The organism is Pseudarthrobacter sp. 1G09 (assembly GCF_050038305.1).
GTDB lineage: Bacteria > Actinomycetota > Actinomycetes > Actinomycetales > Micrococcaceae > Arthrobacter > Arthrobacter equi.
Genome location: NZ_CP188306.1, coordinates 238,220 through 263,909, shown reverse-complemented (window position 1 = coordinate 263,909; position 25,690 = coordinate 238,220). Strand labels below are relative to the sequence as shown.

Below are 25,690 nucleotides of genomic sequence, written 5' to 3'. Positions count from 1 at the left end.
CGGCCCGGCAGTCAGGACGGGCAATCAGGACAGGGAGAACGTGTAGAAGCCCACCCCGTGGGCGGGAAGATCCATTTCCAGTGCCGGCACCCGGTCAACTGCCGTGATTCCGGCAGTCGAGCCGCTCCAGGCCTCCCGCACCTGCCAGTCGGCGGTTTGCGGGAGGCCCAGGTCTGCGAGCGGCAGGGAACGGGCTAAGCCGGCCGTTCCGGTGTTGAAGCATGCCGCGTACCGGTCCTCCGACGTCGTGCTTTCCGCTGCCCAGACCACCAGGTCCCCGTCGCGGAGCAGCTCGCGGCTGTTCGAGCCGGCCCGGTGGGCTGCCAGCAGGTCCGGGTTGGTGAGCAGGTCCAGAGTCTCCGGGGGTGAGGCCGGAAGGTCGCAGCCGAGCATGAGCGGGGACCGGGCGATACACCAGAGCGAGAGCATGGTGCGCTGCTCGTCGGCGGTGAGGCGGCTGAGCCGTTCCAGGCCGCGTTCGGCCCGCTGCGCCATCCGTCCCACCGGCAGCATGTCTGCGTCCGCCCAGCTGCCTGGCCGCTGGTGGGGTGCCCAACGGGCCATGCGGGCGAACTGCGCTTCCACGTCTTCCCACACGTCCCAGAGGTCGTCGGAGACCCGCCACATGGTGGCGTTGGCCCGCAGGTGGTCCAGCCGCGAAAGCGACAGTGCCCTGCCTGGTGAGAGGCTCAGGACCATATCCCGGCCGCAGCGGTCCATTGCCCTTCGGTACGCAGCAATTTCCGCATCGAAGTAGGGGCCCAGCATGTCATCGGCCTTGACGAAGTCCACTCCCCAGGAGGCGAAAAGCCGCAGCTGGGAGTCGTAGTAGGCCTGGGCGCCGGGCTGGCTGTGGTCAAGGCCGTAGTTGTCCACATTCCAGCTGCAGACGGAGGCGGTGTCCGCGATCAGGTCTGCTGTTGCGGACGTTCCTTCCACCGGCAGCCGCTCGATAACCGCCTGGCGGGGAATGCCGCGCATGATGTGCAGGCCGAACTTCAGCCCCAGGGCATGGATCCTGTCGGCCAGTGGCTTGAACCCCAGCCCGCCGGCCGCCGATGGAAACCTGTTGCCGGCCGGAAGTTGCCTACCGTACGGGTCCAGTTCCAGCCGGGCACCGTGGTTGTACCCGCCGGCCCGAGCAGCCGGTTCGTACCACTGGATGTCCACCACCACGGTGTCCCAGCCGTGCGGCAGGAGGTGCCGGGCCATGAACCCGGCGTTGGCCAGCACCTCAGCCTCGGTGACGGACGTGCCGTAGCAGTCCCAGCTGTTCCAGCCCATGGGCGGCGTGGCGGCGATAGTCATCCGGCCAAACTACAACGATGGAAACTGATGTGCCACTCCTTGGAAGTGCCTTGACACCTTTCTTTGTTAGCGCTGACAGTTGTTGAAGCCAAGAACTCGACCGGAGAGCCACCTCAATGAAGAACTGGGCAGGAAACCTCGAATACGCATCATCCGCCGTGCACCGGCCGGAGTCGGTGGACGAGCTCGCCGCCCTGGTTGCGGCAGGGGCACGGGTCAAGGCGCTGGGCTCGCGGCACTCCTTCAACCGGGTGGGTGACACGGAGGGACTGCACATCCTGCTGGACGGCCTGCCGCACAGCATCGAGCCGGACAGCGAACGGCAGACCGTCCGGGTCAGCGGCGGCGTCAGCTATGGCGAACTGTGCCGGGCGCTTGAACAGTCAGGCCTTGCAATCCACAACCTGGCATCCCTCCCCCACATCTCGGTGGCCGGGGCCATCCAGACCGGGACGCACGGCTCCGGCGTCAACAACCAGTCCCTGGCGGGCGAGGTGCAGTCCATCGAGCTGGTCCGGCCGTCCGGGGAAGTCCTCACCCTGACCCGCGCTGACGGGGACGACTTCCTGGCCAGCGTGGTGGGCCTTGGTGCCCTGGGCGTCGTCACCGCCGTCGAACTCTCCACCCGGCCCAGCTTCCGGATGCGGCAACGCGTTCTCGAAGACCTGCCGTGGGATGCAGCGCTGGCGAACTTTGACGCCCTGGTATCCGCCGCCTACAGCGTGAGCCTCTTCACCACCTACGCGGGTGATTCGGTCAGCCAGGTCTGGCTCAAGGCCCTCGACGCCGAACCTCCGCTGGCGGAGCTTTTCGGCGCCACCGCCGCCACCCGTCCACGGCATCCGCTGCCGGACATGTCCGCCGAGAACTGCACGCAGCAGCTGGACGAGGCCGGTCCATGGCTGGACAGGCTGCCGCACTTCCGCCACGAGTTCACGCCCAGCAACGGCGAAGAACTGCAGAGCGAATACATCCTGCCGCTGGAACACGCCGCGGCCGCCATCGAGGCCGTGCGCACCCTGGCGGACCGGTTGGCGCCGCTGCTGTTCATCTCGGAAATCCGAACCGGAGCGGCCGATGAATTCTGGCTCAGCCCGTTCTATCGGCAGCAAAGCGTAGCCCTGCACTTCACGTGGAAGCCGCTGCAGGCGGACGTCGAGGCGCTCCTCCCGGAACTCGAGGACCTGCTGCGCCCCTTCGGCGCCAGGCCCCACTGGGGCAAACTCTTCACGCCGTCGCGGTTCGACTGGGAGCAGCTGTACCCGCGCTTCGCGGGCTTCCGGTCGCTCGCCTCGGCCCATGATCCTGAGGGGAAGTTCCGGAACGTCCTGCTGGACGGCATCCTCGGCGTTCCCGCTGCCAGCGGACGCTGAAACCCGGAACGCGCCAGGCCGAGACGGCGGCGGCTAGGCTGGAGACATGAAACGCCGCTTCGCAGCCCTGTCCGCCGCCCCGCTCCTGCTCCTGCTCGCCGGCTGCGGCGCCGTGGAGGAGGCCGCCACGGACGCGGCCAACGATGCGGCATCCAAGGTTGCCACGGCAGCTGCGGACGAGGTCAACAAGCAGATCTGCGCCGTGGTCCAGGACGGCCTGGTGAGCGTGCAGGACAAGCAGGTGCTGGCGGGATTGGTTTCCGCCGCACGCACTGCGGGGGTTCCCGCGGACATCACGACGCCGTTGGGCGAGATCGCGGAAGCCGGAGACCAGGTGCCGGCTGAGTCGGTCCAGGCGCTGCAGGACGCCTGCGCAGCCTAGCGACACCCGGCGGCACCACCCCACGCCGGCCTCCGGGCCCTGTTATTGCGACTGGTCGAGCCCGTGCAGTCCTCCCGCGGCGGGAGGCCCGTGACCCTTCCGGTCGCGGACCGTCCGGTCCCGTGAGGACCGCTCAGGAGACTGGGTCCCGTGCGGGGTCCGCTCGTGGCCAGCCCTGTGCTGCGGCGGGGCAAAGGGAACCACGTCCGAGTTCCTGCCGGCCGGTGCGGCCCGGATGAACTTGGCCAGTTCTTCGCGGAGCACAGTCCAGCCGATATCGGGGTCATCGGGGTAGGCATCAACTTCCGCCTGCCGCGCTGCTTCCAGCGCCGCGATTCCGGCTTCGGTCAATTCGACCTTCAACTGGCGACGGTCCGAGGCCTGCCGCGTCCTGGTGATTTGTCCCGCGGCTTCCAGCCGGGTGAGGACCCTGCCCAGAGTCTGGCTTTGCACGCGGATGGCATCGGCGAGCCGCTCCTGGTTCAAGGGTCCGCCGGACAGTCCTTCCAGGGCGATGACTGCGGCCCGGGTCAGCCCCAGCGGAGCCAGTGCTTCATCCTGCCGCCGTTGGACCAGACGCGCCGCCAGGGTGATCAGTCGATAGCTGTTCCGGGCATCCGGATCAAGATTGCTGGTCATCGGGCCGTGGCCTTCCTGTAGGTGGCAAAGCGGGGATCGCCCTTCATCGCTACCTACCTACAATAAGCATGCTTAGCATCATCGTCGCAAGTGAAGGCACTGCCCCTCCCCCAAAAGGCCGGGCGGACATCCCTTTTAGCGTGTTCGGCGGCCCTTTTCCAGGAAGTCCACGCCACCCCCCTTGCGGACTAAAAGGAAAGTGTGCTTACTATCTAATTAGTAACCTTGCTTACTAAACAGCCAGCTTTGCTGGTTCTTAATCGCCAGCTGACTTGAGGAAAGAGAGCCCGATGACAGAGAACCAATGGCCCCAGACTCCCAACCCGGCCGTCACCGACCCCTACGGTGCCGCCACCGTCGAGGATGACTTCACTACCGCCTCGACGTCCGGTCCCGCCGATGGTTCGAAGACCGACGCGGCAAAGGCAGAGGCCTCAGACGTGGCAGGGCAGGCAACGTCTGCAGCCAAGGATGTGGCGCAGACGGCGAAGGAAGAAGCCGCGAATGTCGCTGCGGAGGCAAAGACCAACGCCAAGGACCTGATGGACCAGGCGAAGACGGGCCTGACCAGCGAGGCAGGCGCCCAGCAGCAGAAGGCCGCGCAGGGGATCCGCAACATCTCCGGACAGCTGCACAGCATGGCCACCGCGCCCGAGCAGCAGGGTATGGCGAGTGACCTCATCCGGCAGGCAGCCGAACGCGGAGACTCCGTTGCGTCCTGGCTGGAGAACCGCGAACCGGGCGACCTGCTCGGCGACGTGCAGCGGTTCGCCCGCAACAAGCCCGGAACGTTCCTGCTGCTCGCCGCCGGTGCCGGCCTGCTGGCCGGTCGCCTGACCCGAAGCCTCACCGCAGGCACTCCCGAACAGGCCTCAGGGACGGCGGGCGCCGGCCAGGCGCAGTCCCCCGCGGCCACGCAGCGGACGGCGCATTCCGCACCGGCCCAGCCGCTCCACCAGGAGACCGTATACGCAGCGGGGTCAGACGAGCTGTTCGCCGAACCCACAATTGCCGGTACCCCATCCTCCACTTCAACCCTGCCGGGCGGCACCGCCGAGGACACGCCGCTGCGGTACGAGGATGACCCGTTTGGTGACGAGGACGGCTCCTACCGGACCGCGGAGGGCGGCTTCCGGTCGACGGAAGGACGCCCGTGATGAGTAGCCAGATTCCTGAGTCGCCGGGCGTGGCGCACCAGAAAGCAGAGACCGCGTCGCTGGGTGACCTGCTCGGCGATGTCACCCGGGACCTGTCCACCCTGATGCGCCAGGAAGTCGACCTCGCCAAAGCCGAACTCAAACAATCCGCCACCCGGGCCGGTAAAGGCGGCGGCATGCTCGCCGGCGCCGGCGTCGCAGGCCACTTCGTCCTGCTCTTCCTGTCCCTGGCCCTGATGTTCGGCCTCGGCGCCCTCATGCCCCTGGGCTGGGCCGCCGTGATCGTCGCCGTCATCTGGGCCATCGCAGCCGCGGTCCTGGCCAGCGTCGGCCGCAAAGAACTCAAAGAAATCAAGGGCCTGCCCCAAACCGGCGAAACCCTCGCCGAAATCCCCCCGACCCTCAAACCAGGTGAGGTAAACCGATGAGCGAGAACCCCGACGCAATCCGAGCAGACATCGAAGCCACCCGCGCACGCCTCGGCACCAACGTCGACGCCGTCGCGGACAAGGTCACACCGTCCAACATCGTCCACCGCCAAACCGACAAGGTCAAAGACGCGGTATCAGGGGTCAAGGAGAAAATCATGGGAGCAGCAGACCACACCACCAGCCGAGTCCACGACACCGCGCACTCCGGGGCCGGGCACACCACCAACGCCCTGCACAGCACCGGCGACACCCTCCACGACGCCAAGGACAACGTCGCCTCCACCCTCACCGACGCCGGCCACACCGTCGCCGCAGCACCGGACCGGGTCAAAGCCAAAACCCAGGGCAACCCCCTCGCCGCCGGCCTCATCGCCTTCGGCGCAGGAATGCTGATCTCCTCCCTGATCCCCGCCAGTGACAAGGAACGCCAGGCAGCAGACCAGCTCAAAACCGCCGCCGAACCCCTCACCACCGAACTCACCGACGCCGCCAAAGGCATGGTCCAGGACCTCAAAGAACCAGCCCAACACGCCATGGACAACGTCAAAACCACGGCCACCGACGGCATCGACCACGTCAAAACCGACAGCCAAGACGCCGCCACCGACGTCAAAGACCGCGCCACCACCGCCAAAGACACCATCCAAAACACCTAGGCGGGCGCAAAACCAGTAACAGCAGGCCGGGGCCGTCTTTTCTTTGCGGAAGGGCGGCCCTGGCGTCTCCGTCCGCTACAGCAAGGAACTGCCATGAAGAAGTTGCTCTTCGCCTTTTTGCCCGCCATCATTGGCCGCATCCTGCGGGCCAGGAAAGCCCGGCAGACGGGCGCCGGCCAGGTTCCGCCGAGGAACCGGTAATGACCACACGCTGCAACGAAGGGTGGGCCTAGCGCTTGCCCTTCTTGCGGGAGCCCTTGCCCCTGCCCTTGTCCGGGTTGGGGGCATACCTCTGGGACACCTTGGGCGCGGCCTTCTTGGCGCCGGAACCGCCGCGGCGGTCGGGTTTCGGGGCCTTCTTTTCCTTGACCGGCTGCGCGGAGGGCTGCCGTGAGCTCTGTGCCGTACGGCCGCGGACGATGCCAATGAACTCTTCCAGGACCTCGTCGGTGCTGTCCGTGGCCCACACCAGGGCGATCTCGGTGCCGGGCGCATCGGTGGCGCGGCGGGCCACCGTGTCCTTGACGTTGAAGTGGCGGGCCACGGACATGGGCAGGATCACCAGCCCGGCGCCGGAGGCCACCACCTGCAGGGCCGGCTCGGGGCCACCCAGGGCCGCCACGTCGAGGAACGATTCCTGGTCCAGGTCCGCCAGCGCCACGTCCTCGAACACCGAAATTTCGTGGCCCTTGGGAGCGACCACCACGGCCTGCTCCTCGTACAGGGGAATCACGCTGAGGCCTTCGCGCCCGATGGGGAGCCGGACGAAGGCCATGTCCGCGGAACCGCCGCGGACCGCTTCAGCCGGCCCGCCGCCGTCGTGCATCTCTGCATGAAGCGGAATGTGCGGCATGCGCTCTTCCCAGCGGCGGATCCATTTGCCCGGCGTCACGCCCGGAACATACGCGATGCGCAGCTCGCGCGGCGCTTCGGCGGGAATGTCGCCGGCGGAAACGGCGTCGTCTGGGGAGGAGGTTGTGGAGGGCACGTCTTCACAGTACCCGCCGCCCGGATACCCTTGAAGCATGACCTCTGCAAACTCCCAGTCCATGAAGCCGGCCACCGTTGCCAAGAAACTTGGCATCTACCTGCCCGCAACACCCCAGGAGTTCCAGGATTCGACCATCACCCGTGAGGAATTCGCCGAACTCCAGGCCAACCCGCCGGAGTGGCTCGCCGAGCTGCGCCGCAACGGTCCGCACCCCCGCCCCGTGGTGGCGCAGAAGCTGAACGTCTCCATCAGCGGCCTGGCCCGCGGCGGCGTCGAGGATGCGCTGACGACGGCGGAGATCACCGCGCTGCTGCAGGCTCCGCCGCAGTGGCTGGTCACCGAACGCTCCACCCACGCAGCAGTCCGCGCCGAGGCGCAGCGGGTGAAGGACGAGGCCGCCAAGAAGGAAGCCAAGCGGGCCCGCGCCAACTGACGCCACCGTTCCCCGGTGTGCTCCCCTTTCCCGGGGCCGGATCAGTCCTGGTGCAGCTGGATGTAGTTGCCGCAGCCGTCGTCGAAGACGGCACTGATGCCGGACGGGTCCTCGGCCGGCGGGCTCTTAAAGCTGACGCCTGCGGCCACCAGGCGGTCGTATTCGGCCTGGACATCCGGCACGCCGAACACGATGGCCGGAAGCCCTGCCTCATGGACCGCGTTCATGTAGTCGGCCCCGATGGGGTTGTCGCTGGGCTCCAGGAGGAGTCCCGCTGAGTTGTCCGAGGCACCCGGGTCCTTGATGATGTACAGGTTGTACTCCGGCATGGCCATAAGGGTGTCGAAGCCCAGGGTGCCGGTGTAAAAGGCGTGGGCGGAGGCAGGGTCCTTGACGTGGATGCTGCACATTTTGATTCGCATGGACCCCAACATACCCTCGCCGGACGCCTAGCTGACAAGGATCTGGGTGGCGGATTCTTTGAGTTTTCCGTTGGCCCATTTCATCTGCCGGAGGTTCTGCGCGTGGCAGCGCTCTGCCACCTCCAACAGGTCCTTGTGTTTGATGCCCTGGGCTGCCTGCGCCACGAGCTCCCAGTCCGCGGAGACGCCGCAGGCCTTGATGTAGGCCTCCCGGAGGTCACGCAGGAGCAGCAGCCCCGCCTCGGCGTCACGGCCCACCAGTTCGCTGCCTTTCTCGCGGATCTTCTCGAGCAGCGTGTTCTCACCCTTGGGTTCTGGATCCAGATCCTGGCCGTAGCGGCCGGCGATGGCGGCAATCTCGCGGACGTGCTGCTGGGACCATTTCGCCAGGTCGCGGGCCAGGTGGTAAATCTCGTGATCCACTTTGTGCCGCTCCGAGACGTGGAGAAGGTGTTGGGCGAGGTCGTTCTCGTCCCGGTGAAGCTGTTCGAGTGCCAGTCCGATTTTCACAGCTAGGCCTCCCTTTCGCCGGTGCCACTGCCGCCGTTGCCGTCCCCGGGAGCGGTGCTGTTACGGGAGATTTCCTCGTCGGCCAGGGCGGATGGAATGCCCTTTGTCCTGGCCTCTGCCGGGAAATCGCCGGCGGGGGCGGAGGCTGTGTTGGTGGGGGCAGGTGCGGGTCCGTCGCCGGACCGCACTTTGGAAATCCGGGCAGCCGCGGTCTTGAAGATGGGCTGCTTGGAGGCGGCGTCCCAGTCGGTAATGGTCAATTCGTTGGCCGCGCGTCCTGCGCCGTCAGGCTGGTGCCCGCCCGGAGTATCCCAGTAGCCGTAGTGGAACGGCAGGAACACCACGCCGTCCCTGATGCCGCCGATCCGCACCTTCGCCTGCACGGACCCGCGCGGGGTGGCCACCTCTGCAAGGTCCCCTTCGGCAAAGCCGTACGTGCCGGCGTCGTGCGCGGACAACTCAACCCAGACGTCCGGTGCCGCTGCCTGGAGTTCCGGCGCCCGCGCCGTCTTGGTCCGGGTGTGGAAATGGAACAGGGTGCGGCCGGTGATCAGCTGCAGTGGGAACTCCTGGCTGGGGAGCTCGTGCGGCGGCACGTATTCGGCGGCTTTGATGATGGCTCGGCCCTCCGGGTTCAGGGCCTTGTACTCGGTGGGGTCCACGGGGGCGCCGGTGATGAGGTCGCGGCCGTAGGTCTCGCAGTATTCCGGGTGTGCCCAAAACTTCCCGTCAGCGTAAATGCGTTCGGTGCCGTCCGGGTTCTCCTCGTTGCACGGCCACTGGATGCCTGAGCCGCCGCGCAGCTTGCCGTAGGTGATGCCGGTGTAGTCGCACGGCCGCCCGCGGGTGCACTCCTTCCACGCCTCGAACGCGGACTCGGGGCTGTCCCACTTGATCAGTGGCTGGCCGTCCTTGTCCTTCAGCCCCATCCGGTGGGCGTAGTCAATGAAGATGTCCAGGTCCGGGCGGGCCTCCCCCGGCGGATCCACCGCCTTCTCGGACAGGTGCACGGTGCGGTCCACATTGGTGAACGTCCCGGTCTTTTCACCCCACGTGGCGGCGGGGAGCACCACGTCGGCCAGCTGTGCAGTCTCGGTCAGGAAGATGTCCTGCACCACCAGGAAGAGCCGGTCCTGCTCCAGGATGGAGCGGATCCGCCGCAGCTCGGGAAGGGAGACGGCAGGGTTGGTGCCGCTGACCCACAGCATCCGGATGGAGCCGTCCTCCGCGTAGCGCATCATCTGCATCAGGTGGGTGGGCGGAGAGTAGTGCGGGATGGACATGGGGTCCACGTTCCATACGCGCGCCAGGTCCTTGATGTGGGCATCGTTGGACCAGTTCCGGAACGCTGCGAGGTCCCCGTCCGCCCCGCATTCGCGGGTGTTTTCGGCCGTCGGCTGGCCGTTCATCTGCAGGATGCCGCACCCCGGCTTGCCCAGCATGCCGCGGATGATGTTGATGTTGTTCACCTGGACGGCTGCGGCGGTGCCCTGGTTGGACTGGTAGAAGCCCTGCAGCACTGTGGACAGGAGCCGCTCCGCGTGGCCAAGGATCCGCGCCGCTTCCTCGATCTTTCCGGCCGGAACACCTGTGATTTCGGCAGCCAGCGCGGGTGCGTACTTCGCCACCTCCTTCTCCAGGTCCTGGTAGCCCACCGTGTGCGCCTGGATGTAGTCCCGGTCCACCCAGCCGTTGGCGATGAGGTGGTGGAGGATGGCGTTCATGAGGGCCACGTTGGTGCCGGGACGGGGCGCAAGGTGCACCGTTGCGGCCCGGGCAACCTCGGTGAGGCGCGGATCCACGCAGATGATTTTGGGCGGATTGGGCCCGGCCAGCCGGTCCAGCATCCGGGTCCACAGGACGGTCTGCGTTTCAGCCACGTTGTGGCCGTAGAGGGCGATGACATCCGCGTGGTCAACGTCCGTGTATGACCCCGGCTGGCCGTCGCAGCCGAAGGATTCCTTCAGTGCTTCCGCCGCGGTGGCGGTGCAGAGCCGGGTGTTGCCGTCCACGTGGTTGGTCCCTATCCCGCCGTGCGCAATGGTCCCCAGGGTGTAGTACTCCTCGGCGAACAGCTGGCCTGTGGTGTAGAAGCCAAGGGCGCTGGGGCCCTGCTCCGCCAGCAGGGCTTTGGACCGGGCCACCACGCGGTCCATGGCGGTTTCCCAGTCGGTCTCCACGAGTTTTCCGCCTTCCCGGATCAGCGGCCGGGTCAGCCTGTCCGGAGACGAGTTCGCCTGCCAGCCGTACAGGTCCTTTGGACCGAGGCGGCCATGGTTCACGCGGTCAGAGGCGCGGCCGCGCACGCCCACAATCCGGTTGTCCTTGACGGCGATGTCCATGGCGTCGCCGTTTGAATGGAGGATGGAGGCGGTCTGGACCCACTGGTCCACGGATTCCGCGTCCACCCCTTCGGCCAGGTGGGTGTCCACGCGCACCGGCCACGTTCCGCCGCTGCCGTACGGAGTCCTGGTACCCCACGGTTCTGCGATCCGGTCAATCCGACCCATCGGTTCATCTCCCGTCCCAAAGCGCGCCCGGCACCCTTGGGGTGCACATCGAGCCTGCGCACCCAAGCCGCGCAACAGCGCTGCACCTGCAGTACACGGGAAACGTACCCTTTCGCATGGCGGCAAAACGCCCGCACCCAGCCGGCATTGACCCCGCTGCCGGAACAGGGTGCAATTGAATGACCAGCCTGGGATTCCGCGGCCCGGGCGCACGCTGGAGGTGCCAGGTGGCAGCCGTGACGGAAGGACTTGTGCAGGGACTCGTTGAGGGGGCCTGGGCGCTGGTGCTGTGCGGGCCGGTGCTGGTAGCCAGCGTGGCCGCCACGGTTTTCGTGGTGCGGCGCAGGACCCTCTTGGCATCCGACGGCGGGGGGCAGCGTTCGGACCAGCTCTTCTGGGACCTTTTCCTTGGCTCGTGCGTGGCAGTTCCCGCGTTGCTGATCCCTACGCTGATTTCCCCTTGGACCGGCCTGTTCCTGGCCGGCGCCGCCGTGGCAGCGGGCATCGGTGCGTACCGCGGGACGCCGCGCTACCTGGCCGGGCGCTCACGCCGTCGGGATGATCTTGCGCGGGAGGCAGCGCACCAGGCGGCGCGGGCCAGGCACGATGAGCTGATGGCCCGGTGGACCCGCTACGAGCTGGATCCTGCGTGCAGCATCGACTACCCGGCCCTTACCGATGTCCGCCTTCCCGAAACATCCGCGCTCATCAAGGCCATGCGGGCGGCTGAAGAGCTTCGGAGCGTTCCCGGCCACGGCAGCGGCTCCGCCGGTGGGAAGGAATATCCCGACGCCGTCACCAGCCTGGCTGCCTCCCTCGCCGATGCCGAGCGGGCGGCGGGCATTCCGGCGGGCCAAGCGCAGGGGCCAGGTTAACTGGTGTGTCGGGAGCGGTGGAGCGCCCACCGCCGGCGGGGATAGCATCCCAGAATGAAGCCAGAGGAAATACCAGCCCGCGACCAGTACGGCCGGCTGCTGGAGGACCGCGGGGTCTGGCGGCAGGCCACCACTCTTGAGGCTGCCGGTGAACTGACCGCGCGCTGGCTGGAGGGTGGAAGTTCCTACCAGCCCGGGCACTTCGCGGCGGGCTACGACGACGAAACCAACCCGATCGCCGCCGCGTTGGCGGAGCTGAACCGGAACGGGCTGTTCACCAAGGAATCCCAGCCCGGCATCCAGGACGGCGCCGCAGCGCAACGGCAGTACGTCACCGGATTCTGCAGTGCAGCGACGGCGGGCGATCTACTGGCACTGTCAACGCGCACGGAGCTTGTGACCATCGCCCATGCCCCGGGTGAGGCCAGCAGCGCTGCCATCCCCGTCACCTTGGACGGGTCCGAGGTGGTGACGGTGCTCGGGTCCAGCGAAAACCCGGTGGATGAGGAGCAGATCAAGGCCTGGTCCGACGAAACCAACGACTCCCTGGCCCTGCTGCTGGCCGATTCCTGGTACGTGGAGATCCTGGACCCGGTGTGGGGCCGCAACGACGTCCTCCTGCCAGCGGTGCTGGGTGCGCTGACGGGGCAGGACTAGCCGGAGATTGTCCCGGCTTTCGCTTCTCCTTGCCGATTCGACATCCACTGAGCAGGGTACGCGCGTCAGCCGCACCTCGGGCCCGCTTGTCGGGCATGGACCCGGCGATGGCGTAACGGCCGGTGCGATTTAGCGCTGCCTGCCCTAAAGGTCGTGGGGACAGATTTCCGCGCCAACCAGTCCGGATTGTCCCTGTCCGTAGGAGAGGTCACCGTCATTCCCCGCCCAGATGACGCCACCCCGTGGGCAGGTCATCACGTCGAAAGCCCATGCCGTTGAATTCGCCCACGTGGCTGATGGAGTCAAACACCTGCTGGGCCGGGTCACTTCGCAAATCACTTCTGATGGCAACAACGGCGCTACATACGAAAGGTGCGGGGCAGCGCCATCCGCTGCCCCGCACCTTACCCAAACACAGTGGCTCTACAGCTCCACGGTGCCGCTCTCGCCGACGCTCATGCGGCTGTTCGTCACCTTGGACTTGACCCACTGCAGCACCGTGGCTGCCGTACCGCCAGGGCTGGTCCAGTACTCCGCAGAGTCCGAATCCACCCGGAGCAGGCATACTTCGGGGGTGTCTGGCCCGTCCGGGAACCATGCCTCAACAACCTGGTTCCACATTTCGTGGATCTTGGCGCGGTCCGTGACCACCTCGGCGGTCCCGGCGACGGAAACCCACTCGGTGTTCTTGCCGAAGGAGACGTTTACGCGGGAGTCCGCGCGGACGTGGGCAACCTGCGAGGTGCCCAGCCCGGTGAAGAACCACATGTCGCCGTCGTCCTTGACCTCCTGGACGGCCAGCGGCCGGCTGACGAGGGCGCCTTCTTCGTTGATGGTGGTGACCATTCCGATCTTGGAATCGTTGATGATCTCAGTAACCTTGCTGATGCTCTGGGCGTCAGTCATGCCTCACCTCGTTCGTCTGGAGTCGGGGACACTCCCCACGCCAGCCTATTAGTAAGCATGCTTATTTGCCAGCGCGGTCAGGCGCCCGCGTGAACGGACACCCGCGCCACTTCAGCGATACGCTCCGCGGTGCGGCGGCCCATCCGGATGGCACCGTCCACATGCTGGTAGCCCTCGGCGGCAAGGTCGGAGGAGGACCAGTAGATGGGGCCCACCGGGGCGTGCTGGTCCTTCCCGTACCGGTGCAGGCCGCCGAGATCGTAGCTGGCCGCGTAGGCACCGCGGGTCCACTCCTCGGAGCCCCAGTCGGATTCGTAGTAGACCTCGGGGGTGAGTGCTTCGTCGCCGAGGTAGCCGGCGACGGACGCGAGGATCGCCTTCCTGCGCTCTTCGGCACTCAACTCGAAGACGGCGTCGGCCTTCTCATCGGACACGAAACCCACAAGGGTGCCGCGGGCATCGCCGTGGTTGGTGTTGTCATAGACCTCCTGGACCAGGGCATCGGCGCCGAAGCCGGTGCCGGACAGCCCCTTGTCACGCCAGAACGGCGAGGCGTACACGGCGTGGACCTTGATGACCAGGCCCAGGGACTGGTGCTGGTGCATCTGGTGCTGGCGGCGCGGCAGCGGCGGGTTGAACGAGACGCGGGAGTACAGGTTGGGCGGGACGGCCATGATGACGAAGCGGGCGTTGACTGTGGCGCGGTCTGATTCAACGGTCACGCGGTGCCCGCCCTCGGCGTCGGGCTCCCAGTTGACGGTGCGCACCGGGGAATTAAGCACGACGTCGTCGCCCAGGTCCTGCGCCAGCAGCTGCGAAACCTGCTGCATGCCGCCCATCACGCGGCGGTCCAGGATGAAGTCCTCGTCCGTGAGGTTGGTGAAGGAGCCCGCGGACGCTGCCATGAGGACGGCCTGCAGGGCCGAGAAGGAGTGCGCGGGTTTGGTGAGCATGCCGCCGGCGATGAACAGGCCGATGTTTTTGCAGGCTTCCTCGCTGGCCGAGTTCTGCCGCAGCCAGTGGTGGAATGAGATGGTGTCCAGTTCCCGGGCCTTCGGGTGCGCCCAGGGTTCCGCGGGCCCAATTTCGGCCGCGAGCTTATCCAGGATGGCCACCAGGCGGTCCATTTCGACGGCGGTTTCCGGGTCCACGGGGAACGAGTCGCCGGTGTAGCGCACGGGGACGCCGTCGGCACCGATGTAGACGGACTCACCGTCGCGGAAGCGCGGGTAGGTCTCAAGGTTCAGTTCCTGGAGCAGTTCCAGGAGCGCTTCCTGGTCCGGGGAGACCCACTGGCCCCCGATTTCCAGCATGGCTCCGTCCACAGTTCCGGTCCACGTGCGCCCGCCCACCCGGTCACGGGCCTCGAGTACGGCGACACTGAGGCCGGCCTTCTTCAGTTCGCGGGCGGCCGTGAGTCCGGACGGCCCGGCTCCTACGACAACGACGTCGCGGTTCAGGTTCAGCATGATGTCCTCTCTGCGGTCCCGGGTGATGGAAACCACTAAATGAATGGCATTCATTTAGTAGAACTATAGCCCGTCCGGCCGGGCAGCGGAAGTGCCTGGTGCAATAATGCGGAGGACACCGAGGAAAGGGCAGAAATTGCCGGCAGTACCAGCAGCACAGCAACGTCCGGCCACCGACGGCGGCATCCGGAGAAGGCGCGCCGGACGGCCTTCCTCGGCGGTACTGGACAAGGCCGGCATCACCGCGGCGGCCCTGGAGCTCGTGAGCCGGAAGGGGTACGACGGCCTGACCATGGCCGCCCTGGCCAAACTCCTCGAGGTGGCACCCTCCGCCCTCTACAACCACGTGTCGTCGAAGCAGGACGTCCTGCTTCTGGTGGAAGACCACCTGATGTCCCTGGTGGATGTATCCTCCTTTGGCGCCGCCCCCTGGGACGACGCGGTCCGGACGTGGGCCTGGAGCTACCGCAATGTCTTCGCCGAGCACACGCCGCTGATTCCAGTCATCGCCGTACTGCCGGTCACCGACGCGCCCCAGACACTTGCCATGTACGAGACGGTCAGCAAGGGATTCCTCGACGCCGGCTTCCCCCAGGAGCGGATCATCTCCGCCATCGTGGCGCTCGAATCGTTTATTTTCGGGTCCGCATACGACGTCACCGCGCCCGAGGATATCTTCGACCCCGGCACCATGGCCGAATCCACGCCATATTTCACCGCCGCCGTCCGCGGGGCTGCGGGCACCGCTCTCCGCGGACACGCCCAAGCTCCCGAGGGCAGTGAAGCGGCCGCGGACCCACTCCGCGCCGCCGACGCCGCCTTCGCGCTTGGCCTTGACGCCCTGGTGGCCGGGCTGGGCGGACTCCGGAAGGCGGAATGACCCGGGAGCCGCCAATCACGACTCAGAAACACGCTTGTACTACAAGTTCTAAACTTGTATCCTAAGAAGGTGGGCGAAGGAGCCCAGTCCCGCCCTTAGGAGAATCCATGAGCACCGTCGACCTGATCAGGCACGTCAAGCTGTCCACTGCCCGCCTCCCCCTCGCCGTTCCCATCAGCGACGCCAAGGTCTTCACCGGCCGGCAGAAGCCCATGACCGAGGTGGTCTTCCTCTTCGCCGAAATCACCACCGAACTGGGCCACTCCGGCATCGGCTTCAGCTACTCCAAGCGCGCCGGCGGCCCGGCCCAGTACGCCCACGCCAAAGAGGTGGCCGAGGGCATCATTGGCGAGGACCCCAACGACATCGCCAAGATCTACACCAAGCTTCTATGGGCCGGCGCCTCGGTGGGCCGCTCCGGCGTCGCCACCCAGGCCCTGGCCGCCATCGACATCGCCCTTTATGACCTCAAGGCCAAGCGCGCCGGCCTCCCCCTCGCCAAGTTCCTGGGCTCCTACCGCGACTCCGTGCAGACCTACAACACCTCCGGCGGCTTCCTCAACGCCTCCCTGGATGAGGTCAAGGCACGCGCCACCCAGTCCATCGAGGAGGGTATTGGCGGCATCAAGATCAAGGTGGGCCTGCCGGACTCCGCCGAGGACCTGCGCCGCGTGGCCGGCATCCGCGAACACATCGGCTGGGACGTTCCGCTGATGGTGGACGCAAACCAGCAGTGGGACCGGGCCACGGCCCTGCGCATGGGCCGCCGCCTCGAGGAGTTCAACCTCATCTGGATCGAAGAGCCGTTGGATGCCTACGACTTCGAAGGCCACGCACATCTGGCCCAGGTCCTGGACACCCCCATCGCCACCGGTGAAATGCTGGCCTCCGTGGCCGAGCACAAGGGCCTCATCGCCGCCAACGGCTGCGACATCATCCAGCCTGACGCACCGCGCGTTGGCGGCATCACCCAGTTCCTGCGCCTCGCCGCCCTCGCGGACGAACGCGGCCTGGGCCTTGCACCGCACTTCGCCATGGAAATCCACCTGCACCTCGCCGCGGCCTACCCCCGCGAACCGTGGGTGGAGCACTTCGACTGGCTGGACCCGCTGTTCAACGAGCGCCTCGAAACCAAGGACGGCCGCATGATCGTTCCGGACCGCCCGGGCCTCGGCGTCACGCTCAGCGACCAGGCCCGCGCCTGGACCACCGATTCCGTGGAGTTCGGCGCATAACGCTGAAGCCGTAACCTTGAGCCATGAGCCGGAACCTCACCGCGGACCTCGCCGCCGACCTTCGCAACCGCATCGTTGACGGCATCATCCAGCCGGGTGAGAAGCTTCCCAGCGAAAACACCCTGATCAGCGACTTCGGCGTCAGCCGGACCGTGGTGCGTGCTGCGCTGACGAGGCTCCAGGCCGAAGGGCTCGTGGAAACCGAACGGGGGCGCGGCAGCTTCGCCCTCACGCCGCCCTCGGACGGGCCCCAGGCTGGACCCGGGGCCCGTCCGGTGGCCACCACCGAGGACCGGCTGCACCTGCTGGAGTTCCGGATGGGCGTTGAGACGGAGGCCGCAGCCCTGGCGGCGCGCAACCATACGGAACGGCAACTGCGGGCTGTGGGCACTGCGCTGGAGGCGTTCACCGAGAGCGCGGGCCACCCGTCCCATGCCATGAAATCGGACTTCGATTTCCACCGCGCGGTGGCGGCGGCCTCCGGCAACCCGTATTACTCCGACTGCCTCGCAGCACTGGGCCAGACGATGATTGCCATGCCGCGCACCCGGCTGATGACCGGCGTCGAGCACTACGCGCGGGACCACTTCGACCAGGTGGTCCAGGAGCACCGGTCCATCCTGGACGCCATCGCTGACGGTGACGAGGCTGCCGCCGCCGCGGCGATGCGCAGCCACCTGGCCAACTCCCGACGCCGGTTCAAGGCATCCGCGCGGCCGTCCGGCGAGCCGGGGCCCAAGCCCGAGTCCTAAGCCTGTTCGCGGATCCTTGCCGTCAGGGCCCGGATCCGCGAACAAGGCTCTGACCTGCAGGATCAGAGTCCGGCTTAAAACAAGAAGAGCCCCGATCCTCAGATCGGGGCTCTTCTCAATTGCGTGCGCGAGGGGGGATTTGAACCCCCACGCCCTTTCGGACACTGGCACCTGAAGCCAGCGCGTCTGCCGTTCCGCCACTCGCGCGCAACTTCTTCCACGCCACTGCGGCCGGTTTCCCGATTCGCAGTCTTGTAAAAGCAGCGAGATCAAGCATAACGGACACATGCCGCAAAACACCAATTGAGCGCTGGAGGCCCTTCGGACCCGGCCGCAGAACGCCAATCATCGGAGCCCGGCCACCCGCGCTCAAGGCCTTTCCGCCACGGACCTGAGGCACCGGGGGCCGAACTTTTGAAGACGGCGGGCCGTTGTGGATTAAGGTCATTCGCAGGCCATCCCAGTAGTATCGGATGTAGGAGTGGCTGCCGTGCGCAGCCATACCAGCGAGTGTCTACTGAACGCCGGGTGAAGTTCCGGACTGCGAACTGCCCCTCAGCCGGAGGGAAAGGAGGAGAACCATGGGTCTGCTGGACAAAGTGGAACGCGGCATCGAAAAGGCCGTACGTGGCGTCTTCTCCACCGGCTCAAAGGCGCAGGTCGAACCCGTCGAAATCGCCAGCAGGCTGCGCCGGGAAGTGGACCACAAGGCCCTCACCGTCGCGGCCGGACGCACCCTCGCCCCGAATGTCTTCGATGTCCAGCTCAGCGACGACGACTTCAAGCGGGCCCAGGAATGGGGAACCCCGCTGGCCGAGGAACTCTGTGACGTCGTCATCAACCACGTCCGCAGCCAGGGCTACACGCTGCAGGGATCTGTCCGCATTTCCTTCCGGCGTGATTCCGAGCTCCGGGCCGGGGACTTCGAGATCGCTTCCTCCACCGAAAAGTCCAAGGGCAACGGCAGCGCCCAGCCGTCGCGCCCCGCAGTGCCAGCCGCTCCCAGTCGCCAGCCCGTCAGGCTGCAGCCGGTCCTGGACATCGACGGCCAGCGCTACTCACTGAACGCCCCCTCCATCGTGCTGGGCCGGTCCTCCGAGGCCGATATCCACGTGGAGGACACCGGAGTTTCCCGCCGGCACCTGGAGATCCGCACTTCCAACGGTGCCACCAGCGCCGTGGACCTGGGCTCCACGAACGGAAGCTACGTCAACGGGCAGCGGGTTTCGGGCAGCATTGAACTTACCGACGGCTCCACCATCACGATGGGACGGACAAAGATCATCTTCCGCCTGCTTCCTGCCAACCCTGGTGGCCACGCATGAGCGACCTGACCATCACCGCGCTGCGGTTCGGCTTCCTGCTGCTCCTGTGGGTGCTCATCTTCAGCATTGTCTCCGCCATGCGCCGGGACCTGATGGTGGGCCGCAAGGCCGCCTCCGGAGCCCCCACCGCCCGTGAGGTCCGCAAGAACCCGGATCTCGCCGAAGCTCCGCCGCAGCCGGTGAAGCAGCAGGCCAGGCAGCTGGTGGTGGTGGAGGGCCCACTGAAGGGAACCACGCTTCCGCTGGCCGCCAGCCCGGTCCTGCTGGGCCGCGCCCAGGAAGCCACCCTTGTACTCGAGGACGACTACGCCTCAGGCCGCCATGCGCGGCTGTTCCCGCAGGGCAGCCGCTGGTTCATCGAAGACCTTGGATCCACCAACGGCACGTACCTTGCGGACCAGCAACTTACCCGTGCCCTGCCCGTTGAGCCAGGCGTACCTGTGAGAATCGGCAAGACGGTCATCGAATTGAGGCCGTAGCTGTGGCCGTTCCCGAAAACCCCGCAACCGGGCCCCAGCCCGCGCCGCGGCCCCTCATCATGCGCTACGCGGCCCGGTCCGACGTCGGCCGGATCCGCTCCAAGAACGACGACTCCGCCTACGCGGGCCGGCACCTGGCCGTCGTAGCGGACGGCATGGGCGGCCATGCCGGCGGCGACGTCGCCTCAGCTGCCACAGTCCTGGACATGATCCACCTGGACCGTGCGGACTATGAGGGCGACGCCGGCACTATCCTCGCCGACGAGATCCAGACAGCAAATTCCCTGCTGTCCGAGCTGGTCCATATCAATCCCAAACTCGCCGGGATGGGCACCACCGTGACAGCGCTGCTGCTCGCTGAAGGCCAGCTGCACTTCGCCCACATCGGCGATTCACGCGCCTACCGCCTCCGGGACGGCGAATTCGAACAGGTCAGCGTGGACCACACGTTCGTCCAGCGGCTGATCGATGAAGGCCGGCTCAAGCCTGAAGAAGCGGAAACGCATCCGCACAAGAACGTGCTCATGCGCGTGCTCGGTGACGTGGATGCCAGCCCCGAGCTGGACCTGGACACGTTGGAGGCCCGGCCGGGTGACCGCTGGCTCCTCTGCTCCGATGGCCTCAACTACGTTGCCGGCCACGCCGTGGAGCGAACCGTCAAGGAAACCCCGAACCTCCGCGAATGCGTGGAAACCCTGGTGGACCTCACGCTGGAGGCCGGTTCCCCGGACAACGTCACGGTCATCATGCTGGAGATCGCGGAAGAAACGCCCGACGACGTCAGCACGGCCGCCGTCGAGGTCATTCCCGCCGCCCAGGCCACCCAACCCGCTGATGCGCCTGCCGCGTCCGCCGCACCGGCTGCGGGGACCGCGGAAGCCCCCGATGCCGACGCTAAGGATGCCCGGGACCCGGGAGCCAAATCCCTGCCGGCTGATGCCAAGACGTCCGGCGGCAGCGAACCCGACTCCGGACCCCCGGAAGACAAGACACCGGACCCGGGATCCACCGACCCCCACCTCGGGGAGCACCTGTCCGCTGAAGTCCTGCGCGAAGAACTGTCCTCGCGTCCCCATGAATTGGTGGGCGCCGCCGCAACCGCCGCCGAGTCCGGTTCCATCCCCACCATCGCCGGACGTACCGTGGCCCGCAGGGCCGCCACAGTTCTGACACATAAGGCTGAAGCGGCCGCTAATGACGACGATGAAACGCTGATGCCGCTGAAGCCGCGCCGCTGGATTACCTGGTCCGTGGCGGCAGCTGTTGTGGTGGTCCTGGGTATTGGACTGTGGCTTGGCTATGCCTGGACCCAGACCCGCTACTACGTGGGCGAGTCCGATTCCCGTGTTGCCATCTTCAACGGGGTTTCCCAGCGGCTTGGCCCCATCCAGCTCTCCAGCCTGGAAACCGTGACGGATATCCGGATGGATTCGCTTCCCCAGTTTTCCCAGCAGCGGGTCCGCCAGACCGTCCCCGCCAGCGACCTCTACGACGCACAGCGGATTGTGAAGAACCTCGAACTTACCGGCACCACCTCGCCTGAAGAGGAGTGCCCTGCAGCTACGGCATCGCCGTCGCCCACCCCTGTTCCCACCACCCCCGCTCCGTCAGCTACGGCGTCAGCGGCCCCACCGTCCGCAGCCCCCGCATCCGGCAGCCCCACTCCATCGCCGAGCCCCACCGTCAACTGCGAGGGAGCCAAGTGAGCCAGCTCAGCACCGCCCTGAAGCCGCGCCGCAATGTTGAACTTGCGTTGCTGGTCCTCGCCCTTGCCGTGGGCATCGGCGCCAACATGATGGTTGGCGTGGACAAGGAAAAGGCCTTCGACTCCGATTTCTGGTTCCAGTCGAGCCTGCTCGCGGTAGCGGCCTTGGCTTTCCACGGGGTCCTGCGCTTCCGCGCAAAGTATGCCGATCCGGTTATGCTTCCCTTGGTGGTTGCGCTGAACGGACTCGGCCTGGCCATGATCCACCGCCTGGATCCGCCGGGCGCGGACACCGGCAACAACCAGCTCCGCTGGACGCTGATCGCCATGGCAGTGGCCATTGCCGTCATCTGGTTTCTGAAAGACCACCGGATCCTCCGCCGTTTCACGTTCATTTCGCTGGCCGCCAGTGCCCTGCTGCTGGTCCTGCCGCTCGTTCCCGGCATCAGCGCCGGGGAAATCCTGGGTGCCCGGGTATGGATCCGGCTCGGCCCCATGACGTTCCAGCCGGGCGAGGTCGCCAAGATCACCCTGGCCATATTCTTTGCGGGGTATCTTTCCTCGAACCGGGACCTGATCCTGCTGGCCGGCCGCAAGATCGGCCCCCTGCAGTTCCCCAGGTTCAAGGACATGGGACCGATGATCGCGGCGTGGCTGGTCAGCATCGGCGTGCTCATCTTCCAGCGGGACCTCGGTTCCTCGGTCCTGTTCTTCGGCCTGTTTATCGTCATGATCTACGTGGCCACCAGCCGGATCAGCTGGGTGGTGATCGGCCTTGCCCTGATCCTCGGTGGCGGCTTCGTTGCCTCCCGGGTGTTCTCCCACGTGGAGCAGCGCATCAACGGCTGGATTAACGCCTTCACTCCCGAGGTCTACGAGAACGGCAGCCGGCAGGTGATCCAGGGTCTCTTCGGCATGGCCAACGGCGGCCTGGTGGGCACCGGACTGGGCCAGGGCCGGCCGGACCTCGTTCCCTTCGCCAACAGCGACATGATCATTGCATCCCTCGGCGAGGAACTGGGACTGATCGGTATCTTCGCCATCGTCCTCATGTACCTGCTGCTGGTGACCCGCGGTTTCCGGGCGGCGCTTGGTACCCGGGACGCGTTCGGCAAGCTCCTTGCCTGCGGCCTCTCGTTTGCTGTGGCCCTCCAGTGCTTCGTGGTGATCGGCGGCGTTACCCGCCTGATTCCACTGACCGGCCTCACCACGCCGTTCCTGGCGGCCGGCGGATCCTCCCTGCTGGCCAACTGGATCATCGTGGGGCTGCTGCTGCTGATTTCGCACACAGCCCGCGGCCCGGTGGACACCACTCCGCTGCCGCCGTCCAAGGGCGCAGATACTACAGGCATTGACACTCCAACCGAGGCGGTGAAGCAGGCATGAACCAGGCCATACGACACTCATGGATAGCGGCGGTTGCCATGTTCGCCCTGCTCTTCGGCGCGCTCAGCTTCGTGCAGGTGGTGGGCGCCGATGAACTGAAGGCCAACCCCCTGAACCAGCGCGCCATCCTGCAAAACTACTGCAGCGACCGCGGCGCCATCATCGTGGGCGGAGCCCCGGTAGCCGAGTCCGTGGAAACGGGTTCCGAAACCTGCAAGTTCCAGCGCACCTACCCGCAGCCGGAACTGTACGCCGGCATGACGGGGTACTTCTCCCAGAACTACGGCGCCACCGGACTGGAGCGGGCCATGGGTGAAGTCCTCACCGGTGACTCCGACCAGCTCTTCCTGGACCGGGTGGGCCAGCTCTTCCTGGGAAACCAGCCCAAGGGCGCCTCCGTTGAACTGACCATCGATCCCCAGCTTCAAGAGCTTGCCTACAGCCTGATTCCTGATGGCCAGCGCGGATCCATCGTAGTCACGAATCCAAAAACGGGTGCCATCCTGGCCATGGCATCGAAGCCGTCCTACGATCCCAACAAGGTGGCCGTCCAGGATCCCGAGGCGGAGAGCGCCAACATCAACGAGCTACTGAAGGTGCCTGGCATCAACCTGAACCAGAATGTCAGCGGCCCCACGGGTGAGCTGTTGGCCCCGGGCTCGGTGTACAAACTGGTCGACACGGCCGCGGCCCTTGCCTCCGGGAAGTACAACGCGGACAGTGTCCTGCCCAACCCGGCCGAAATGCCCTTCGACGGTATCTCCTACCGGCTTCCCAACTATGCCGGCGGCAACTGCTACACCAGGGACACCGCCAGTTTCGCGTTTGCCCTGCAGCAGTCCTGCAACACCCCCTTCGCGAGCATCGCCCTTGATCTGGGCCGCGACGCCATTGCTTCGCAGGCACAGAAGTTCGGCTTCGGCGAGGACCTGGGAGACCAGCTCAAGATCGGCTACGCCCGCGGTGACGGCTTCCCCAATGAACTGGACGCCCCGGGCCTGGCCCAGTCGGCAATCGGCCAGAAGGATGTCCGCGCCACCCCGCTGCAGATCAACATGATGACGTCAGCGATAGCCAACGACGGCGTGCAGATGCGGCCAAGCCTCATCAAGACCCTCCGCTCCCCGGACCTGCGGGTCATCGATGAGCCGCAGCCCGAGCAGCTCCGGACCTCCACTACGCCGGAGATCGCCAACCAAATCACCGATTGGATGGTCAGTGCGGTCAGCGAAGGAATTGCGAACCGCGCAGGCGTCCCGGGTATCCAGGTGGCGGGAAAGACCGGAACCGCGGAGCTGGGCAACGGCACCAACAACTCCTGGTTCACCGGTTTCGCCCCCGCAAACAACCCGCAGGTGAGTGTCACCATCGCCATGGAGGGCGTGGACATCTCCACCGGAGCACAGCTGACCAGTCCTAACGCGAAGAAAATTTTTGAGGCGGTGTTGAATAAGTGAGGCCTACAACCGGAATCACCCTCGGCGGCAGATTCCAGCTGACCACGCGGATCGCGATCGGCGGCATGGGCGAAGTCTGGAAAGCAAAGGACCTCGTCCTCGGCCGCATCGTCGCGATCAAGGTGCTGAAGGAGGAATACACCGGGGACCCCGGCTTCCTGCAGCGGTTCCGCGCGGAGGCCCGCCACACCGCACTCCTGAACCACGTGGGGATTGCCAACGTCTTCGATTACGGCGAGGAGGAAGGCTCCGCCTACCTGGTCATGGAGTTGGTGCCCGGGCAGCCCCTCAGCAGCATCATTGAGCATGAACACGTGCTGTCGCCGGACCGCACCCTGTCCATCATGGCCCAGACCGCGCGGGCGCTCTCTGTCGCGCATGCCCAAGGCCTGGTGCACCGCGACATCAAGCCCGGCAACCTCCTCATCACGCCGGACGGACGCGTAAAGGTCACGGACTTCGGCATCGCCCGCCTGGCCGACCAGGTGCCGCTCACCCAGACCGGCCAGGTCATGGGCACCGCCCAGTACCTGGCGCCGGAACAGGCCACCGGACAGACCGCCACGGGATCTTCGGACATCTACTCCCTCGGCGTCATCGGGTACGAGTGCCTGACCGGCCACCGGCCCTTCTCCGGCGAGTCCCAGATCGCGATCGCCCTGGCACAGGTTAATGACGCACCGCCGCCCCTGCCGGAGACGCTGCCCACACCGGTCCGCGCGCTCCTGATGTCCATGCTGGCCAAGGACCCCAAGAACCGGCCGGCAAACGCCATCAAGCTCGCCGAGGCGGCTGAAGCCATCCGCAACGGGGACGTCGGCGCGGCCCGCGCCGCAGTACCCGGCATGCTGCTCTTCGACGCACCGGACACCGGCCCCATCACCGCACCCGTGGATACGGCCACCGCACCCACCGGCGTGATCGGTGCGCAGCGGGATTCCTCACCCGCAGCCACCTCCGCGCTCCCGGTGGTGGGGGCCGCCGCAGCCGGGGCCGCTGCCGGTGCCGCCGGTGCTGCCGCCGCGAACGCTGCTGATGGCGACGCCGGGGACGGCAACGCACCCCAGGGACCGCTGGCCCGCGCCAACGCGCTGGCCGCCGAGCGTAACTGGGACCAGGAAGAGGCCACGTACGACGACGAGCCGGCCGATGAGCCGCGGCGCAAGGGCCGCAGCCCGTGGACGTGGCCCCTGATCGCCTTGATCCTGCTCGTCCTGTTCGCCCTGGTGGGCTTCCTGCTCAACAACATGGGGGTGTTCTCGCCGTCCAACAGCCCCACGTCGGTTGCCACCTCAAGCAGCCCGAAGACCGCCAGCGCCACACCCACCAGGACATCGCAGGCACCCAGCCCGACGCCGACGCGTGATACGCCCACCCCGACGCCTACGCCCACGCAGGAAACCGTGAATGTGATCCCGGACGCATACCTGGGCAAGGACTACCGCCAGGTCCAGTCGGAACTGTCCGCATTGGGTCTGGTGGTCAATGGCGTCCAGCAGGAGAGCTCCGAAAATCCCGGTACCGTCCTCGACCTGAACCCCACGGGCCCCGTCCCTGCGGGTTCAACCATCACCGTCACCTATGCGATCGCGCCGCCACCTGCCCCCACCTCCGAGGCACCCACGTCGGAGGCGCCCACCGCGACGGCTCCCACCACCGCACAGTCAGCTCCCTCCCCGCAGTTGCCCCTGCCCACCTGTTCCACCGGCCAGGAGCCGGGCACCCCGCCCACCTGCGCACGGTAAACGGACC

General features: G+C 66.6%; 25 protein-coding genes and 1 tRNA gene. 17 read left to right on the top strand and 9 right to left on the bottom strand.

The window, feature by feature from the left end; genetic code table 11:
• Positions 1–24: 24 nt before the first annotated feature.
• On the bottom strand, positions 25–1,308 hold the full coding sequence (locus ACP3TD_RS01235) for a glycoside hydrolase family 27 protein (protein ID WP_426764965.1): 1,284 nt from the start codon (positions 1,306–1,308) through the stop codon (positions 25–27).
• A gap of 116 nt (positions 1,309–1,424) precedes the next feature.
• Here ACP3TD_RS01235 and ACP3TD_RS01230 point away from each other — a divergent pair, with 116 nt between their 5' ends.
• The gene (locus ACP3TD_RS01230) at positions 1,425–2,681 is read left to right on the top strand and encodes an FAD-binding protein (protein WP_426764964.1); all 1,257 of its coding nucleotides are present in this window, start codon (positions 1,425–1,427) and stop codon (positions 2,679–2,681) included.
• A 46-nt stretch (positions 2,682–2,727) separates the two neighbouring features.
• Complete coding sequence (locus ACP3TD_RS01225; protein ID WP_426764962.1) at positions 2,728–3,063, top strand: hypothetical protein; 336 nt, start codon at positions 2,728–2,730, stop codon at positions 3,061–3,063.
• Positions 3,064–3,105: 42 nt separating this feature from the next.
• On the opposite strand, the gene ACP3TD_RS01220 is transcribed toward ACP3TD_RS01225, so the two are convergent.
• Positions 3,106–3,702 (bottom strand): MarR family winged helix-turn-helix transcriptional regulator, encoded by a 597-nt coding sequence (locus tag ACP3TD_RS01220; protein WP_426764961.1) that lies wholly within the window; start codon positions 3,700–3,702, stop codon positions 3,106–3,108.
• A gap of 290 nt (positions 3,703–3,992) precedes the next feature.
• On the opposite strand from ACP3TD_RS01220, the gene ACP3TD_RS01215 reads away from it, so the two are divergent.
• The 3 genes from ACP3TD_RS01215 to ACP3TD_RS01205 are packed head-to-tail and all read left to right on the top strand — an operon-like array spanning position 3,993 to position 5,946.
• Positions 3,993–4,859 carry a hypothetical protein gene (locus tag ACP3TD_RS01215; RefSeq protein ID WP_426764960.1) on the top strand — a complete coding sequence of 289 codons (867 nt, stop codon included), beginning with the start codon at positions 3,993–3,995 and terminating at the stop codon, positions 4,857–4,859.
• Positions 4,859–5,287 (top strand): phage holin family protein, encoded by a 429-nt coding sequence (locus ACP3TD_RS01210; RefSeq protein WP_426764958.1) that lies wholly within the window; start codon positions 4,859–4,861, stop codon positions 5,285–5,287. The genes ACP3TD_RS01215 and ACP3TD_RS01210 overlap by 1 nt, the downstream gene beginning before the upstream one ends.
• Positions 5,284–5,946 carry a DUF3618 domain-containing protein gene (locus ACP3TD_RS01205; protein WP_426764956.1) on the top strand — a complete coding sequence of 221 codons (663 nt, stop codon included), beginning with the start codon at positions 5,284–5,286 and terminating at the stop codon, positions 5,944–5,946. Before ACP3TD_RS01210 ends, ACP3TD_RS01205 begins: the two co-directional genes overlap by 4 nt.
• A gap of 229 nt (positions 5,947–6,175) precedes the next feature.
• Here ACP3TD_RS01205 and ACP3TD_RS01200 read toward each other — a convergent pair whose 3' ends face one another.
• Positions 6,176–6,973, bottom strand: a complete 798-nt coding sequence (locus ACP3TD_RS01200) for a LysR family transcriptional regulator substrate-binding protein (RefSeq protein ID WP_426767104.1) — start codon at positions 6,971–6,973, stop codon at positions 6,176–6,178.
• Here ACP3TD_RS01200 and ACP3TD_RS01195 point away from each other — a divergent pair.
• Complete coding sequence (locus ACP3TD_RS01195) at positions 6,972–7,370, top strand: DUF5997 family protein (RefSeq protein WP_043793645.1); 399 nt, start codon at positions 6,972–6,974, stop codon at positions 7,368–7,370. The genes ACP3TD_RS01200 and ACP3TD_RS01195 overlap by 2 nt on opposite strands.
• Positions 7,371–7,411: 41 nt before the next feature.
• Here ACP3TD_RS01195 and ACP3TD_RS01190 read toward each other — a convergent pair whose 3' ends face one another.
• From ACP3TD_RS01190 to ACP3TD_RS01180, 3 genes are read right to left on the bottom strand one after another with little or no spacing between them, the layout of a single operon-like run.
• Positions 7,412–7,792 (bottom strand): VOC family protein, encoded by a 381-nt coding sequence (locus ACP3TD_RS01190; protein WP_426764954.1) that lies wholly within the window; start codon positions 7,790–7,792, stop codon positions 7,412–7,414.
• Positions 7,793–7,819: 27 nt separating this feature from the next.
• Entirely contained in the window at positions 7,820–8,302 is a 483-nt protein-coding gene (locus ACP3TD_RS01185; RefSeq protein WP_426764952.1) for a hypothetical protein, read from the bottom strand.
• A 2-nt stretch (positions 8,303–8,304) separates the two neighbouring features.
• Entirely contained in the window at positions 8,305–10,812 is a 2,508-nt protein-coding gene (locus ACP3TD_RS01180) for a molybdopterin oxidoreductase family protein (protein WP_426764951.1), read from the bottom strand.
• 236 nt (positions 10,813–11,048) lie between these two features.
• On the opposite strand from ACP3TD_RS01180, the gene ACP3TD_RS01175 reads away from it, so the two are divergent.
• Both ACP3TD_RS01175 and ACP3TD_RS01170 read left to right on the top strand, forming a co-directional pair.
• Positions 11,049–11,687 carry a hypothetical protein gene (locus ACP3TD_RS01175; protein WP_426764950.1) on the top strand — a complete coding sequence of 213 codons (639 nt, stop codon included), beginning with the start codon at positions 11,049–11,051 and terminating at the stop codon, positions 11,685–11,687.
• 54 nt (positions 11,688–11,741) lie between these two features.
• Complete coding sequence (locus tag ACP3TD_RS01170; protein ID WP_426764949.1) at positions 11,742–12,344, top strand: DUF6919 domain-containing protein; 603 nt, start codon at positions 11,742–11,744, stop codon at positions 12,342–12,344.
• Between the two features lie 423 nt (positions 12,345–12,767).
• Here ACP3TD_RS01170 and ACP3TD_RS01165 read toward each other — a convergent pair whose 3' ends face one another.
• Both ACP3TD_RS01165 and ACP3TD_RS01160 read right to left on the bottom strand, forming a co-directional pair.
• The gene (locus ACP3TD_RS01165) at positions 12,768–13,250 is read right to left on the bottom strand and encodes a pyridoxamine 5'-phosphate oxidase family protein (protein ID WP_056080156.1); all 483 of its coding nucleotides are present in this window, start codon (positions 13,248–13,250) and stop codon (positions 12,768–12,770) included.
• 77 nt (positions 13,251–13,327) lie between these two features.
• Complete coding sequence (locus tag ACP3TD_RS01160) at positions 13,328–14,773, bottom strand: flavin monoamine oxidase family protein (RefSeq protein WP_426764947.1); 1,446 nt, start codon at positions 14,771–14,773, stop codon at positions 13,328–13,330.
• A gap of 82 nt (positions 14,774–14,855) precedes the next feature.
• Here ACP3TD_RS01160 and ACP3TD_RS01155 point away from each other — a divergent pair, with 82 nt between their 5' ends.
• The 3 genes from ACP3TD_RS01155 (at position 14,856) to ACP3TD_RS01145 (ending at position 17,586) form a co-directional block, all read left to right on the top strand.
• Complete coding sequence (locus ACP3TD_RS01155; RefSeq protein ID WP_426764945.1) at positions 14,856–15,599, top strand: TetR/AcrR family transcriptional regulator; 744 nt, start codon at positions 14,856–14,858, stop codon at positions 15,597–15,599.
• 107 nt (positions 15,600–15,706) lie between these two features.
• Positions 15,707–16,834: an L-talarate/galactarate dehydratase gene (locus ACP3TD_RS01150; protein WP_045731280.1), complete on the top strand. Its 1,128-nt coding sequence runs from the start codon at positions 15,707–15,709 to the stop codon at positions 16,832–16,834.
• Positions 16,835–16,857: 23 nt separating this feature from the next.
• Complete coding sequence (locus ACP3TD_RS01145; protein ID WP_426764944.1) at positions 16,858–17,586, top strand: FadR/GntR family transcriptional regulator; 729 nt, start codon at positions 16,858–16,860, stop codon at positions 17,584–17,586.
• Between the two features lie 124 nt (positions 17,587–17,710).
• Here ACP3TD_RS01145 and ACP3TD_RS01140 read toward each other — a convergent pair.
• Positions 17,711–17,793 (bottom strand) — tRNA-Leu (locus tag ACP3TD_RS01140).
• 374 nt (positions 17,794–18,167) lie between these two features.
• Between ACP3TD_RS01140 and ACP3TD_RS01135 the strand changes: the two genes are divergently transcribed.
• The 6 genes from ACP3TD_RS01135 to ACP3TD_RS01110 are packed head-to-tail and all read left to right on the top strand — an operon-like array spanning position 18,168 to position 25,683.
• Positions 18,168–18,911 carry an FhaA domain-containing protein gene (locus tag ACP3TD_RS01135; RefSeq protein ID WP_091716975.1) on the top strand — a complete coding sequence of 248 codons (744 nt, stop codon included), beginning with the start codon at positions 18,168–18,170 and terminating at the stop codon, positions 18,909–18,911.
• On the top strand, positions 18,908–19,390 hold the full coding sequence (locus tag ACP3TD_RS01130; protein ID WP_045731270.1) for an FHA domain-containing protein FhaB/FipA: 483 nt from the start codon (positions 18,908–18,910) through the stop codon (positions 19,388–19,390). Before ACP3TD_RS01135 ends, ACP3TD_RS01130 begins: the two co-directional genes overlap by 4 nt.
• 2 nt (positions 19,391–19,392) lie before the next feature.
• Positions 19,393–21,096, top strand: coding sequence for a PP2C family protein-serine/threonine phosphatase (locus ACP3TD_RS01125; RefSeq protein ID WP_426764943.1), 1,704 nt, complete (start codon positions 19,393–19,395; stop codon positions 21,094–21,096).
• Complete coding sequence (locus ACP3TD_RS01120; protein ID WP_426764942.1) at positions 21,093–22,481, top strand: FtsW/RodA/SpoVE family cell cycle protein; 1,389 nt, start codon at positions 21,093–21,095, stop codon at positions 22,479–22,481. The genes ACP3TD_RS01125 and ACP3TD_RS01120 overlap by 4 nt, the downstream gene beginning before the upstream one ends.
• Positions 22,478–23,938, top strand: a complete 1,461-nt coding sequence (locus tag ACP3TD_RS01115) for a peptidoglycan D,D-transpeptidase FtsI family protein (RefSeq protein WP_426764940.1) — start codon at positions 22,478–22,480, stop codon at positions 23,936–23,938. The genes ACP3TD_RS01120 and ACP3TD_RS01115 overlap by 4 nt, the downstream gene beginning before the upstream one ends.
• A complete protein-coding gene (locus ACP3TD_RS01110; protein WP_426764938.1) occupies positions 23,935–25,683 on the top strand; it encodes a protein kinase domain-containing protein in 1,749 nt (582 codons plus the stop codon). Before ACP3TD_RS01115 ends, ACP3TD_RS01110 begins: the two co-directional genes overlap by 4 nt.
• Positions 25,684–25,690: the final 7 nt, after the last annotated feature.

Coding starts and splice junctions, on each gene's coding strand:
- ACP3TD_RS01170 (WP_426764949.1), top strand. CDS start 11,742: ATGAAGCCAGAGGAAATACCAGCCCGCGACCAGTACGGCCGGCTGCTG.
- ACP3TD_RS01115 (WP_426764940.1), top strand. CDS start 22,478: ATGAACCAGGCCATACGACACTCATGGATAGCGGCGGTTGCCATGTTC.
- ACP3TD_RS01210 (WP_426764958.1), top strand. CDS start 4,859: ATGAGTAGCCAGATTCCTGAGTCGCCGGGCGTGGCGCACCAGAAAGCA.
- ACP3TD_RS01160 (WP_426764947.1), bottom strand. CDS start 14,773: ATGAATGCCATTCATTTAGTGGTTTCCATCACCCGGGACCGCAGAGAG.
- ACP3TD_RS01190 (WP_426764954.1), bottom strand. CDS start 7,792: ATGCGAATCAAAATGTGCAGCATCCACGTCAAGGACCCTGCCTCCGCC.
- ACP3TD_RS01165 (WP_056080156.1), bottom strand. CDS start 13,250: ATGACTGACGCCCAGAGCATCAGCAAGGTTACTGAGATCATCAACGAT.
- ACP3TD_RS01220 (WP_426764961.1), bottom strand. CDS start 3,702: ATGACCAGCAATCTTGATCCGGATGCCCGGAACAGCTATCGACTGATC.
- ACP3TD_RS01225 (WP_426764962.1), top strand. CDS start 2,728: ATGAAACGCCGCTTCGCAGCCCTGTCCGCCGCCCCGCTCCTGCTCCTG.
- ACP3TD_RS01205 (WP_426764956.1), top strand. CDS start 5,284: ATGAGCGAGAACCCCGACGCAATCCGAGCAGACATCGAAGCCACCCGC.
- ACP3TD_RS01145 (WP_426764944.1), top strand. CDS start 16,858: ATGAGCCGGAACCTCACCGCGGACCTCGCCGCCGACCTTCGCAACCGC.
- ACP3TD_RS01130 (WP_045731270.1), top strand. CDS start 18,908: ATGAGCGACCTGACCATCACCGCGCTGCGGTTCGGCTTCCTGCTGCTC.
- ACP3TD_RS01135 (WP_091716975.1), top strand. CDS start 18,168: ATGGGTCTGCTGGACAAAGTGGAACGCGGCATCGAAAAGGCCGTACGT.
- ACP3TD_RS01230 (WP_426764964.1), top strand. CDS start 1,425: ATGAAGAACTGGGCAGGAAACCTCGAATACGCATCATCCGCCGTGCAC.
- ACP3TD_RS01200 (WP_426767104.1), bottom strand. CDS start 6,973: ATGCTTCAAGGGTATCCGGGCGGCGGGTACTGTGAAGACGTGCCCTCC.
- ACP3TD_RS01180 (WP_426764951.1), bottom strand. CDS start 10,812: ATGGGTCGGATTGACCGGATCGCAGAACCGTGGGGTACCAGGACTCCG.
- ACP3TD_RS01195 (WP_043793645.1), top strand. CDS start 6,972: ATGACCTCTGCAAACTCCCAGTCCATGAAGCCGGCCACCGTTGCCAAG.
- ACP3TD_RS01215 (WP_426764960.1), top strand. CDS start 3,993: ATGACAGAGAACCAATGGCCCCAGACTCCCAACCCGGCCGTCACCGAC.
- ACP3TD_RS01150 (WP_045731280.1), top strand. CDS start 15,707: ATGAGCACCGTCGACCTGATCAGGCACGTCAAGCTGTCCACTGCCCGC.
- ACP3TD_RS01235 (WP_426764965.1), bottom strand. CDS start 1,308: ATGACTATCGCCGCCACGCCGCCCATGGGCTGGAACAGCTGGGACTGC.